The sequence below is a fragment of the Micromonospora sp. NPDC050784 genome, from assembly GCF_044456765.1.
GTDB lineage: Bacteria > Actinomycetota > Actinomycetes > Mycobacteriales > Micromonosporaceae > Micromonospora > Micromonospora foliorum.
Map to the genome: position 1 here is coordinate 48,064 of NZ_JBITGG010000015.1, position 12,559 is coordinate 60,622.

At 72.2% G+C, this 12,559-nt stretch carries 13 protein-coding genes; all 13 read left to right on the top strand.

Annotated features, from left to right (window positions below; genetic code table 11):
• Positions 1 to 58 precede the first annotated feature (58 nt).
• The 13 genes from ACIBD9_RS20785 to ACIBD9_RS20845 all read left to right on the top strand — a co-directional run bounded on the left by ACIBD9_RS20785 (position 59) and on the right by ACIBD9_RS20845 (position 12,520).
• Positions 59 to 1,504: an FtsW/RodA/SpoVE family cell cycle protein gene (locus ACIBD9_RS20785; protein ID WP_396720105.1), complete on the top strand. Its 1,446-nt coding sequence runs from the start codon at positions 59 to 61 to the stop codon at positions 1,502 to 1,504.
• Positions 1,504 to 2,610 (top strand): undecaprenyldiphospho-muramoylpentapeptide beta-N-acetylglucosaminyltransferase, encoded by a 1,107-nt coding sequence (murG, locus tag ACIBD9_RS20790; RefSeq protein ID WP_396719886.1) that lies wholly within the window; start codon positions 1,504 to 1,506, stop codon positions 2,608 to 2,610. Before ACIBD9_RS20785 ends, murG begins: the two co-directional genes overlap by 1 nt.
• A complete protein-coding gene (gene murC, locus ACIBD9_RS20795; RefSeq protein ID WP_396719888.1) occupies positions 2,607 to 4,172 on the top strand; it encodes a UDP-N-acetylmuramate--L-alanine ligase in 1,566 nt (521 codons plus the stop codon). The genes murG and murC overlap by 4 nt, the downstream gene beginning before the upstream one ends.
• Positions 4,169 to 4,987 (top strand): cell division protein FtsQ/DivIB, encoded by an 819-nt coding sequence (locus ACIBD9_RS20800; protein ID WP_396719890.1) that lies wholly within the window; start codon positions 4,169 to 4,171, stop codon positions 4,985 to 4,987. Before murC ends, ACIBD9_RS20800 begins: the two co-directional genes overlap by 4 nt.
• Before the next feature lie 245 nt (positions 4,988 to 5,232).
• Entirely contained in the window at positions 5,233 to 6,348 is a 1,116-nt protein-coding gene (ftsZ, locus tag ACIBD9_RS20805) for a cell division protein FtsZ (protein WP_238660715.1), read from the top strand.
• A 9-nt stretch (positions 6,349 to 6,357) separates the two neighbouring features.
• Positions 6,358 to 7,101, top strand: coding sequence for a YggS family pyridoxal phosphate-dependent enzyme (locus ACIBD9_RS20810; RefSeq protein ID WP_396719892.1), 744 nt, complete (start codon positions 6,358 to 6,360; stop codon positions 7,099 to 7,101).
• Between the two features lie 191 nt (positions 7,102 to 7,292).
• Positions 7,293 to 7,985 carry a cell division protein SepF gene (locus ACIBD9_RS20815; RefSeq protein WP_396719894.1) on the top strand — a complete coding sequence of 231 codons (693 nt, stop codon included), beginning with the start codon at positions 7,293 to 7,295 and terminating at the stop codon, positions 7,983 to 7,985.
• A gap of 30 nt (positions 7,986 to 8,015) precedes the next feature.
• Positions 8,016 to 8,321, top strand: a complete 306-nt coding sequence (locus tag ACIBD9_RS20820; protein WP_030334503.1) for a YggT family protein — start codon at positions 8,016 to 8,018, stop codon at positions 8,319 to 8,321.
• A gap of 44 nt (positions 8,322 to 8,365) precedes the next feature.
• Positions 8,366 to 9,175, top strand: coding sequence for a DivIVA domain-containing protein (locus ACIBD9_RS20825; RefSeq protein WP_124820047.1), 810 nt, complete (start codon positions 8,366 to 8,368; stop codon positions 9,173 to 9,175).
• Positions 9,176 to 9,255: 80 nt separating this feature from the next.
• Positions 9,256 to 10,035 carry a hypothetical protein gene (locus ACIBD9_RS20830; RefSeq protein WP_396719896.1) on the top strand — a complete coding sequence of 260 codons (780 nt, stop codon included), beginning with the start codon at positions 9,256 to 9,258 and terminating at the stop codon, positions 10,033 to 10,035.
• A gap of 4 nt (positions 10,036 to 10,039) precedes the next feature.
• Positions 10,040 to 10,351: a DUF167 domain-containing protein gene (locus ACIBD9_RS20835; RefSeq protein WP_396719898.1), complete on the top strand. Its 312-nt coding sequence runs from the start codon at positions 10,040 to 10,042 to the stop codon at positions 10,349 to 10,351.
• 22 nt (positions 10,352 to 10,373) lie between these two features.
• Positions 10,374 to 11,873: a potassium/proton antiporter gene (locus tag ACIBD9_RS20840; RefSeq protein WP_396719900.1), complete on the top strand. Its 1,500-nt coding sequence runs from the start codon at positions 10,374 to 10,376 to the stop codon at positions 11,871 to 11,873.
• Positions 11,874 to 12,100: 227 nt separating this feature from the next.
• Positions 12,101 to 12,520: a TraR/DksA C4-type zinc finger protein gene (locus tag ACIBD9_RS20845; protein WP_238660711.1), complete on the top strand. Its 420-nt coding sequence runs from the start codon at positions 12,101 to 12,103 to the stop codon at positions 12,518 to 12,520.
• Positions 12,521 to 12,559: the final 39 nt, after the last annotated feature.

Sequence of the window (12,559 nt, forward strand, 5' to 3'; positions counted from 1 at the left end):
CGACGACGCCCGGGGGCCGGAACCGGGCGCGGCGGCGCGGGAGGCGGAACCGGCGCCCGTGCCGCTGCGCGGTATCGACGCGGCCGGTGGGCTCGCCGCGCTGCGCGGCCTGCTGGACCGGCCGCTGGCCAGCTACTACCTGCTGTTGTCGAGCGCCGGTCTGCTGCTGCTGATCGGGCTGACCATGGTCTTCTCGGCGACCAGCGTGAAGGACTACGCCGAGGACGGCAACGCCTCGGCCTCGGTGACCAAGCAGGCCATCTTCGCGGTGATCGGCATCGGCGCGTTCTGGGCCTGCCAGCGCCTGCCGGCCAGCACCTACCGGTCGCTGGGCCGGCCGTTGCTGTTCACCTCGATCGCCCTGTTGGTGGTGCTCAACCTGCTGGTCGCCTACGCCCGGCTGACCAACCAGCGGTCGGCCGGGTTCGGACCGGTCGAGGCGCGACTGAACTGGCTGTTCGTCGGCGGGATCCAGCTCCAGCCCTCCGAGCTGGCCAAGTTCGCGATGGTGCTCTGGGGCGCGCACCTGGTCGCCCGCAAGGGCGCGGCGCTGGGTTGGTGGCGCGAGCTGGCCACCCCGCTCTTCCCGGTGGTCGGCCTGCTCTTCGTCCTGGTCGGTTACAACGACACCGGCACGATGCTCTGTCTGCTGGCCCTGGTCGTGGGCCTGCTCTGGGCCGCCGGGGTGCGGATGCGGGTCTTCGGCGCCCTGGCCACGGCCGGTCTGGTCGGGATCGGCCTGCTCGTCGCGGTGGCCTCGCTGGGCGCCGGCTCCGGCGAGCGCGGCGCGGACAACTACCGCCTCGCCCGGCTGGACATGTTCTTCAATCCACCGGACCCGGAGACCTGCAAACTCGACGACTGCCTCCAGTTCTACCAGGGGCGGCTGGCCATCGAGCACGGTGGCTGGTTCGGTGTCGGGCTGGGCAAGGGCAGCCTGAAGTGGGACTGGCTACCCGAGGCGCACAACGACTTCATCTTCGCGATCATCGCCGAGGAGTTGGGCGTGATCGGGTGCGTCGTGGTGCTCAGCCTGTTCGCGGTCCTCGCGTACACCGGGTTCCGGATCGCCCGACGGGTCGACGACCCGTTCCGCCGGCTCGCCGCCACCGCCGTGACCACCTGGCTGGTCAGCCAGGCCGTGATCAACATTGGTGGGGTGGTCGGGCTGCTGCCGATCACCGGCCTGCCGCTGCCGTTCATCTCCGACGGCGGAAGTGCGCTGGTGGTGACGTTGGCCGGCATCGGCATGCTGGCGTCCTTCGCCCGTGCCGAACCCGATGCGGCCAGAGCACTGCATGCCCGTCCGCCGGCCCGGTGGGTCCGACTACTCTGGGCCCCGTTGCCGCCGCTTCCCGGCCGGCGTCGCCGACCGGCGACGCCGCCCGCTGGCCGAGGGTCCGTGCCCCGGTCCCGCGAGCGGCGCCATGACGATCAGGCCGCGCCGCGCGGGGTCCGACAGGACCGGAGCCGCAAGGGTACGGCGAGCGAGAGGAGACGCTGATGGGTCCGCTGCGTTCGGTGGTGCTCGCGGGAGGTGGCACCGGGGGGCACGTCTACCCGCTGCTCGCCTTCGCCGACTGCCTGCGCCGACACGACCCGGGCGTCCGGATCACCTGCCTCGGCACACCCAGGGGCATGGAGAACGACCTGATCCCGCCACAGGGCTACGACCTGCGGCAGATCCCGGCGTACCAGCTGCCCCGGTCGGTCAACATGAACCTGGTCCGCACCCCGGGCCGGATGTGGACCGCGGCGCGCGCGGCGGGCAAGGTGATCGACGAGGTGCGCGCCGACGTGGTCGTCGGCTTCGGCGGGTACGTCGCGGTGCCGGCCTACCTGGCCGCGTGGCGTCGTGAGCTGCCCATGGTGATCCACGAGGTGAACGTGCCACCGGGCGTGGCCAACCGGCTGGGCATGAAGTTCACCAAGAACGTCGCCGTCGGCTTCCCGAACCAGCCGAGCCAGGCCGAGTCGCTGCGGGACGCCACAGTGGTCGGGGTGCCGCTGCGCCGCGCCATCACCGGCCTGGACCGGTACGCGCTGCGCAACGCCGCCCGCGCCCACTTCGGGCTCCGCCCGGACCTGCCGGTGCTCTTCGTGTCCGGCGGCTCGTCCGGCGCCCGTTCGATCAACCTGGCGGTCTCCGGGGCGGCCAAGGAACTGGCCCGCAACGGCGTGCAGGTGCTGCACGTGATGGGCGCCCGCAACGAGCCGGTGCCGATCCCCACCGACCTGCCGGTGCCGTACGTGACGCTGCCCTACCTGTCCGAGATGGAGCTGGGCTACGCCGCCGCCGACCTGATGCTGGCCCGGGGCGGGGCGATGACAGTCGCCGAGGTGGCCGCGATCGGGCTGCCCACGATCTACGTGCCGTACCCGCACAGCAACCAGGAGCAGCGGCGCAACGCGCTGCCCGTGGTGGAGGCCGGTGGCGGGCTGCTGGTCGACGACGCCGAGCTCACCCCGGACTGGCTGGAGCGCACCGTCATCCCGCTCATCCGGGACCCCCAGCGGCTCTACAACATGGGTGCCGCCGCCGGGTCGTACGGCCGGCGCGACGGCGACGAGGCGCTGCGTTCCTTCGTGCTGGCGGCGGTGGCCCGATGACCGCGCAGTTCACCCCGGCCGGCACGCTCACCGCCGAGGACCTGGGCGCCGTCCACCTGATCGGGGTGGGTGGGGTGGGCATGCTCGGCGTGGCCCGGCTGCTGCTCACCCGCGGCATCCGGGTCTCCGGCAGCGACCTGCGGGAGTGGCCGTCGCTGGCCGGCCTGCGGGCGCTCGGCGGCACCATCCACCTCACCCACGAGGCGACCAACCTCGACGGCGTGGACACCGTCGTCTACTCGTCGGCCATTCCCCAGGACCACCTGGAGCTGGTCGAGGCGCGTCGGCGCGGCCTGCGGGTGCTGCACCGCTCGGAGGCGCTCGCGGCGGCGATGACCGGCCGTCGGGCGGTGGCGGTCGCCGGCACGCACGGCAAGACCACCACCACCTCGATGGTGACGATGGTGCTCCAGCAGGCCGGTGTGGACCCGTCCTTCGTGATCGGCGGGGAGATCTCCGAGGTCGGCTCGGGCGCCCACCACGGCACCGGCGAGCACTTCGTGGTCGAGGCCGACGAGAGCGACCGCTCGTTCCTCATCTACCGCCCGTACGTCTCGATCATCACGAACGTCGAGGCGGACCACCTGAACACCTACGGCGACTACGCGACGCTGGAGGCGGCGTTCGTGGAGTTCGCCCGCCTCACCGACCCGGACGGGTTCATCATCACCTGCGCCGACGACCCGGGTGGCCGGCGGCTGGCCGAGAGCCTGCGGTCCGAGGGACGGCGGGTGTTCACCTACGGCGAGGCCGCCGACGCCGACCTGCGGTTGACCGAGATGGTCTCCTCCGCACGCGGGGTGCGCTACCTGGCCGCGATCGACGGCCGGTCGCTGGGCGAGTTCCGGATGCCGGTGCCGGGGCGGCACATGGGGCTGAACAGCGCCGCCGCGGTGCTCGCCGCGTACCTGCTGGAACTGCCGCTGGAGGCGGCGGAGGCCGCGCTGGCGGTCTTCCCCGGGGTGCGACGGCGCTTCGAGCGCAAGGGTGTCGCGGACGGCGTGCTGGTCTACGACGAGTACGCCTACCACCCGACCTCGATGACGTTGGCGATGCAGACCCTGCGCGAGGTCGCCGGGGACGGGCGGCTGATCGTCGTCTTCCAGCCGTACCGGCTCTACCGCACCCGGGACAACCAGGCGGAGATCGCCGAGGCGCTGGCCATCGCCGACGAGGTGGTGCTGTTGGAGGTCTTCGGGCCGGGCGAGTTGCGTCAGCCGGGCGAGGGCTCGGCGGCGCTGATCGCGGCGGTGGATCTGCCCGCGGACCGCAAGGTCTTCGTGGAGTCGTGGGAGCAGGCCCCGGTCGAGGTGGCCCGTCGGGCCCGCTCGGGGGACGTGGTGGTCACCATGGGCGCCCCGCCGATCTCGCTGATGGGCGACGAGCTGCTGGCCGCTTTGGGTGAGCGTACGGCCGGTTCGACACCGAGCGCGACCGTCGACCCGGTGGCCACCACCCCGGCGATCGGCGATCCGGTGCCGGGTGGGGCCACTTCTGGTGGCGACGGCGCGGCTCTCGGTGGCACCGCCGTGCCCGGCGGCTCGGCGTCCACGGCCGGATGAGTCCCGGCCCGGCCCGAGGGCGGACCAGCGCCGCCGACGGTGGCGCCCCGCGTCGGGGTCCGGCCCGCCGGTGGCAGTTGGTCCGGGCGGGCCGCGACGCGGTGCCGCCCTCGACCCGTCGGTTCATGGCCCGTGCCCGGCAGCGTCGCATGCGTGCGGCGCTGCCGTGGGCGGTGGCCGCCGGGGTGCTCGCCCTGGCCGGGCTGGTCGCCTGGACGGTGCTCGGCACCGGGCTGTTCGGCGTGCGCGAGGTCCGCGTGGAGGGCGCCGACCTGGTCACTCCGGTGCAGGTGCACGACGCGGTCGGCGTACCGGACGGGGTGCCGCTGGCCCGGGTGGACCTGGCCGCCGCCGCCCGTCGGGTGGGCGCGCTGCCGGCGGTCGAGCGGGCCACCGTCTCCCGGGACTGGCCCGGAGCGCTGGTGGTGCGGGTGACCGAGCGGACCGCGGTGGCGGTGGTGCCGCAGGGGGAGGCGTTCGCCCTGATCGACCGGAGTGGGGTGGCGTTCCGGACGGTGGAGCGACGTCCCGCCGAACTGCCGCAGGTGACGGTGGCCCGGCCGGCCGCCGACGACCCGGGCACCCGGGCCGCGCTGGAGGTGCTCGTCGCGCTGACGCCGCAGCTGCGCGCGGAACTGGTGGACGTGGACGTGGCGGGGTTGGCCCGGATCAGTCTGCGGTTGCGGGGGGACCGGACGGTGGTCTGGGGCGACGCGAGCCGAGGGACGGACAAGGCCCGGGTGGCCACCGCGCTGCTCGACGAGGACACCGACCGGATCGACGTGAGCGCTCCGGATGTGGTGACCTTTCGTTGATCGGTGAGCGTGCGCGGACGTGACCCGTCGCGCTCCGCTCGGCGACACGCCGCCCGGGTCCTTGGCTCATCGCGCGGTGGCGCTTACGTTGCCTCGAAGAGCTTCAGTGGTTGACATAACTGTAAGCCTCTAGTAGAGGGTTAGGGTTCACCCCTGATCCTCGCTGGTGACAGCTGTCGTCGGCCGCTGGTCTGGCCACGCCGTACCCGGTCGGCCGAAGCCAATCTCGAAGGAAAGGACCGGAGATGACACCTCCGCACAACTACCTGGCGGTCATCAAGGTCGTCGGCATCGGGGGTGGCGGCGTCAACGCCGTCAACCGGATGATCGAGGTTGGGCTCAAGGGCGTCGAGTTCATCGCGATCAACACCGACGCGCAGGCGCTGCTGATGAGCGACGCCGACGTCAAGCTCGACGTCGGCCGCGAGCTGACCCGTGGCCTGGGGGCCGGGGCCAACCCGGACGTCGGTAAGAACGCCGCCGAGGACCACCGCGACGAGATCGAGGAGGTGCTCAAGGGCGCCGACATGGTCTTCGTGACCTGCGGCGAGGGCGGCGGCACCGGCACCGGCGGCGCGCCCGTGGTGGCCAACATCGCCCGCAAGCTCGGTGCGCTGACCATCGGCGTGGTGACCCGGCCGTTCTCCTTCGAGGGCAAGCGCCGCCAGGTGCAGGCCGAGACGGGAATAGACGAACTCCGCAACCAGTGCGACACGCTTATCGTCATCCCGAACGACCGGCTGCTGGCCCTGGGCGACCGCAACATCAGCATGATGGACGCGTTCCGCACGGCCGACCAGGTGCTGCTCTCGGGTGTGCAGGGCATCACCGACCTGATCACCACCCCGGGTCTGATCAACCTGGACTTCGCCGACGTCAAGAGCGTGATGAGCGGCGCCGGTAGCGCGTTGATGGGCATCGGCAGCGCCCGCGGCGAGAACCGCGCGGTCGAGGCGGCCGAGGCGGCCATCTCCAGCCCGCTGCTGGAGCAGAGCATGGACGGCGCGCGGGGCGTGCTGCTCTCCATCGCCGGCGGCTCCGACCTGGGCCTGTTCGAGATCAACGATGCCGCCCAGCTGGTCACCGACGCGGCCCACCCGGACGCCAACATCATCTTCGGCGCGGTCATCGACGACGCGCTCGGTGACGAGGTGCGGGTGACGGTCATCGCGGCGGGCTTCGACGGCGGCACGCCCGCGTACAAGGCGGCCGAGCCGACCCGCAAGTCCAACACCAACCAGCCGGCACCGCAGAGCACTCCGGTGCCGGCGCCGGCCACCAACCCGGCTCCGGCCCAGTCGCCGCGTCGCGTGCTCTTCGACGACGTGGACGTTCCCGACTTCCTCAAGAACGGGTCCTGAGCACCGCCGATGACCGACAGCTCAGCCACGGTACGACCGGATCGGCACGCCGAACTCGCGGCCGGTCTGGCACAGGTTCGGTCCCGGGTCGACGACGCCTGCGCGCGGGCCGGCCGGGACCGCGCCGAGGTCACGATGATCGCGGTGACGAAGACCTACCCGGCCAGCGACGTGGTGGCGCTGGCCGGGCTCGGGGTGACCGACATGGGGGAGAACCGCGACCAGGAGGCTGCCGGCAAGGCCGCCGAGGTGGCTGCCGCCGGGGTCCGTCCCCGCTGGCACTTCATCGGGCAGTTGCAGCGCAACAAGGCCCGCTCGGTGGTCCGCTACGCCGACGTGGTGCACTCCGTCGACAGTGTCCGGCTGGCCCGGGCGTTGGCCACCGCGACCGCCGACCGGCAGGCGCCGCTCGACGCGCTGATCCAGGTGAGCATCGACGGCGACTCCGCCCGGGGCGGAGCGCTGCCCGATTCGGCGGATCCGGGCTCCGGGCTGGAGCCGGTGGCCGAGGCGGTGGCCGACGCACCAGGGCTGCGTCTGGTCGGTCTCATGGCTGTCGCTCCGTTGGGCTGGGAGCCGGAGCGGGCGTTCGCCCGGCTCGCGGAGGTTGCCGACGTGTTTCGGGCCGTCCATCCGGGAGCCACCGCGCTGTCCGCCGGTATGAGCGGAGATTTCGAAATCGCGATCCGTTACGGCGCGACACATGTCCGCGTCGGTAGCGCGTTACTCGGAATGCGTCCCACGCTGCGGTAGCCTGACCGCGAGACAAGCAAATTACATCAGTGTTGTTTCAGGGGCGGGCGTCTCCTAGTCGGGGGTCGTGGCGCGCGACGCGAATCGCGCGCCGGGGGATTGCTGTTCCGGTCCGATGGGCATGGTTGTCCACTCGCGACGGGCGACATGGCACGGGGGCGCGTGCCGCACGGCGGACGGAAGGGCGCGGGATGGGTGCACTGCGCAAGGCGGGGGTCTGGCTCGGTCTGGTCGAAGAAGACGACGAGCGGGCCTACGACGACGGTGGCTACGACAAGGGTGGCTACCGCGACTCGCGTTACCGGCAGAGCCGGTACGCCGACGAGTTCGCCGACGACGACGAGGACGACGCCGAGGAGCCGCCGGCTCCCCGGCCGCGCGACAGCGGGCGGGGTCGACTCTCCGAGCGGCCGAGCGGGCGGTTGAGCGAGTCCGAGCGCGGTGACGGTGAGCGGCCGGAGCGGATCGAGCGGTCCAGCGTACGGTCGATCACCCGGTCGTCGGCGGGCGAGACCTCCGGCGCGCTGACCTACCACACTCGGGACAACCTGGCCCTCGCGCCGCAGGTCACGTCGCGTGAGCGGTCCCTGCCCGAGGAGGAGCAGCGTTACCAGATCACCACGCTGCACCCCACCACCTACCGGGAGGCGCGCACCATCGGCGAGCACTTCCGCGACGGGGTCCCGGTCATCATCAATCTCACCGAGATGGATGAGGCCGATGCCCGCCGTCTGGTGGACTTCGCCGCCGGACTGGCGTTCGGCCTGCGCGGTACGATCGAGCGCGTGACCAATCGGGTGTTCCTGCTCTCACCGGCTAACGTCCAGGTCACCGCTGAGGACAAAGCCAAGATCGCTGAGGGCGGCTTTTTCAGTCTGAGTTGACCCCGCCCGACCCGAGGGACGTCGCTGACCGTGTTGTCGATCTTACTGCAAGTGCTGTACCTGATCCTTTATGTCTTCCTGCTCCTTCTTCTGTCCCGGTTCGTGTTGAGCGCCGTCCTGCAGTACGGCCGTCGCTGGCAACCGGGGCGTGGAGCATCGGCAGGATTGGAATCCGTGTGGAGCGTCACTGATCCCCCTCTCAACGCGTTGAGGCGTGTGATCCCTCCGCTGCGAATTGGTACCGTGAGCATCGACCTGGCCTCCCTTGTGCTCCTGGTTATCCTGTTCGTGCTGATGGAGTTCGTGTTAGGGCCGTCGATCAGGGCATCTGCCTGATGACCGACGCGCTTTCGCGGCCGCAACTGACCCGAGGAGTTTCGATGCCGCTGACCCCGGCCGACGTCCACAACGTCGCCTTCAAAAAGCCGCCGATCGGCAAGCGGGGGTATGACGAGGAGGAGGTCGACGCCTTCCTGGATGAGGTCGAGCGCGAGCTCGCCCGTCTCATCGAGGAAAACAACGAGCTGCGCGCCCAGGTGGAGCGCGGCGGCCGTGGCGGTGCCCCCGCCGGCCCCGGCGGCGACGCCCGACTGGCGGCGGAGCTCAACGACGTCAAGGCCCAACTGGACCGGGTGCAGCGCGACAAGTCGGCGGCCGAGCAGGCTGCCCGCGCGATGCAGGCCGAGTTGGAGCAGGTCCGCGCGACCGGCGGCCCGGCCGGCGGCGTCACCGGTGACGGTGAGCAGCAGGCCCTGCGCGTGCTGATGATGGCCCAGCGCACCGCCGACGACCACGTGTCCGACGCTCGCCGCGAGGCCGACCAGCTGCTGTCCGAGGCTCGTGGCAAGGCCGAGGAGGTGACCCGGGAGGCGCGCGCGAAGGCTGACGCCCTTGAGCGGGACGCCCGCCAGCGGCACCAGGAGGCCATGGGCGGCCTGGACGCCAAGCGCACGGCGCTGCAGAAGCACATCGAGGAGCTCAAGCAGTTCGAGCGCGAGTACCGCACCCGGCTCAAGGCGTACCTGGAGAGCCAGCTGCGTGACCTCGACGGTCGTGGCCAGGGCCTCGAGGCCGAGATGACCCGCTCCGAAGCCGGCCGGGTCGCTGGCGGCAACGGGCTGGCCGCAGCCGGTCTCGCTGGTTCGTACGGCGGCGGCGGGCGCTCCGGCGCCCTCGAAGCCGGACGCTGAGCACCGGCCGGCGATCGCTGTCCGCCAATGGTGACGGTCGCCGGCCCCGCCTGGACGGTTCGACGCGGCGGGGGTGAGCCGTGATAGTCGCAAGTCTTCTGCTCATCCTCGTCGCGGTGGTGCTACTGGTGCTCGGCCTGGCCGGTGGCTCCAGCTTCTTGTTGGTCATCTCCATCGCGGCCAGTCTGCTGGCCGCCGTGGCGTTGGTGGTGGGCGCCCGCCAGGCAGCCGCCAACCGCGCCATGGCGGATCCCGGCCGGACCGACCGGCAGCACCCTGACGCACCCCGCACGGCCAGCCAGGCCACGCCGGGTGTCGCGTACGGGCCGCCGCTGGTCGAGCCGGAGGTGCCGGTCCAGCACGTGCCCACGACGTTTGGTACCGGCGGCACCGGGTGGCGGCAACCACCCGGTCCGCCGGTCGACCATGTGCCGCCGATCGACAAAACGTCACCGTTCGACTCGCGCGTCGACGACGCGGCACCGTTCCACCCGCCGCCCGTCGACGAGGCGTCGCCATACGTGAGTGCGGCGGACGAGGCGCCCTCGCGGGCCCGGCCCGTCAGCCCGGCGTCGCCGGTCGCGGTGTCGACCGACGACGTGTTCGACCGCGCGGTGCCGGTGGTCGACGAGCCTGCCGCCCAGCAGATCACGGCCGCCGAGGCGGCCCGGGTGGCGCAGTTGCTCGACGCCGTCGAGGTGGTCGACGGCCGCCCCCGCTACCACCTCGACAGCTGCCCCCATCTGGTTGGCTGGCAGCCCGAGACGTTGCCGGTCGCCGAGGCCGTGGAACTCGGCTTCACCCCGTGCGCGCACTGCGCGCCGGCGACCGCTCTCCTCGCCGACGCCCGGCCGATCTGAAGCGGTGCCGGTGCCCGCGCAGGACACGCTCACCGTGGCGGTACGGGTGAAGCCCGGCGCCTCACGGGATCGGGTGGGTGGCCGCTTCGACGGCCCGCACGGGCCCGCCCTCGTGATCGCGGTCCACGACCCGGCCGTCGACGGTCGGGCCACCGAGGCGGCCCGCCGGGCGTTGGCCGGCGCGTTGGGCGTCCGACCGGCGGCGGTGTCCCTGCGTACCGGCGCGGCCAGCCGGGACAAGCTCTTCCTCGTCGATCGGCCCGGCCCGGAGCTACCCGAGGTGCTGCGCCGCCTGCGCGACGGATCCGCCGAGTGAGGACAGCCCAGGCAAGGCAGCCGTGACGCCCGGGCTGGACATCGCGCTGCTGCTCGGCGCGGCCGTGCTGCTGGTCGCGGTCGGCGCGGTGCGACTCTCCACCCGGCTCGGCGTGCCCAGCCTCCTGGTCTACCTGGCCTTGGGCGTGGCGATCGGCGAGAGCGGGTTGGGCATCCGTTTCGACGACGTCGAGCTGACCCGGACCCTCGGCTTCTGCGCGCTGATCGTGATCATCGCGGAGGGCGGCCTCACCGCCCGGTGGACCACGCTGCGCCCGGTGCTCGGGCTGGCCTCCGCGCTCTCCACGGTCGGGGTGATCGTCAGCATCGTGGTGGTCGGCGTCGCCGTGCACCTGCTGCTGGGGCTGGACTGGCGGCTGGCCCTGCTCTACGGCGCGGTGCTCTCGTCCACCGACGCGGCGGCCGTCTTCGCCACCCTGCGCCGGCTGCGGTTGCCGCCCCGGCTGGTGGCGACCCTGGAGGCCGAGTCGGGGATGAACGACGCCCCGGTGGTGCTGCTGGTGGTGCTGCTGTCCCACCAGAGCTTGTCGCACCCGTGGTGGTACGAGGTCGCGCTGGTCTGTTACGAGCTGGGCGTCGGTGCGGCGGTGGGCGTGGCCGCGGGCGTCGCCGGCACCTGGGCGCTGCGCCGGGCGGCGCTGCCGTCGGCCGGGCTCTACCCGATCGCCGCGGTGGGCATCACCGTGCTCGCGTACGCCGCGGGTGCGGTTCTGCACGCCTCGGGCTTCCTCGCCGTCTACGTGGCCGGGGTGCTGCTGGGCAATGCCCGCCTGTCGCACCGGCAGGCGATTCTCGGCTTCGCGGACGGGCTGGCCTGGCTGGCCCAGATCGGGTTGTTCGTGCTGCTCGGGTTGCTGGCCTCGCCGGGCCGGCTGGACGCGGCGGTGCTGCCCGCGGTGGTCGCCGGGCTGGCCCTGGTGCTCCTGGCCCGGCCGCTGTCGGTGGCCGTCTCGGCGGTGCCGTTCCGGGTGGGCCTTCGAGAACAGGCGTTCCTGTCCTGGGCCGGGCTGCGCGGTGCGGTGCCGATCGTGCTGGCCACCATTCCGCTCTCCGAACGGGTGCCCGGCGCGGAGCGGCTCTTCGACGTGGTCTTCGTGCTGGTGGTGATCTTCACGTTGGTGCAGACCGGGACGCTGGGGCCGTTCGCCCGCCGGCTGCGGGTGACCGCGCCGGCCGAGGCCACCGAGATCCACGTGGAGACCGCGCCGCTGGAGCGGATGCGGGCGGACCTGCTCCAGGTGGAGGTGCCGCCCGGCTCGCGACTGGCGGGCGTGCACGTCGACGAGCTGCGGCTCCCGCTGGGCGCGTCGGTGACCCTGGTGCTGCGCGACGGCGTGGGATTCGTGCCCGCACCGGACACCCGGTTGAAGACCGGCGACAGTCTGCTGATCGTGGCGACCGCCGGGGTGCGGGACGCCGCGGAACGTCGGTTGCGGGCGGTCAGTCGGCGGGGTCGTCTGGCCCGATGGTTTGGTGAGTACGGGGATGAGGTGGTCAATTGATCTGCTAGCGTTCCCTTTGCCCCAGTTAGGCAGGGCTAGGGGCTGTTAAACGGTGCGACGGTGCGGCACGTTGTCGGACGCCTGTACGTTCCGTATTCTTGCCAACCTCCGGAGTGCGCGGCCAATCGTCGCTGCGCGCCCCTTTTCGTACATAGGGGACGCCGTGGTCGGCGCCCCCTGACCCAGGCGCCGCGGACCGCGCGGTTCCCCGGCCGAGGGAGCGACCCATGGCGAAGCCATCCGACACCAGGACCGCCGGGCGCAAGCCGGTGGCCAAGGCCACCCGCAGCAGCGCGGAGACCGAGAAGATCCGGGCGGCGCTGGCGGCGCGGCGGGACGAGCTTCGTGCCGAGTACGATCAGACGCTGAGTGAGATCACCGAGCTGCAGCGCGATCGGCTGACCGACTCGGCCGGGGACGACCAGGCCGACACGGGCACCAAGACGCTCGAGCGGGAGCAGGAGATCTCTCTCGCCAACAGCATTCTGGAACGGATCACGCAGGTGGAGCGCGCTCTGGAGCGCCTCGACGAGGGTGGTTACGGCTGGTGCGAGCGGTGCGGCAACCCGATCCCGGTCGAGCGCCTCGCCGCCTTCCCGTCGGCCACCCAGTGTGTGACGTGCAAGCAGCTGGAGGAGCGGCGCTGAGGTCCGTTCCCCGGCGGCGATGAGACGGTGAGCGATCAC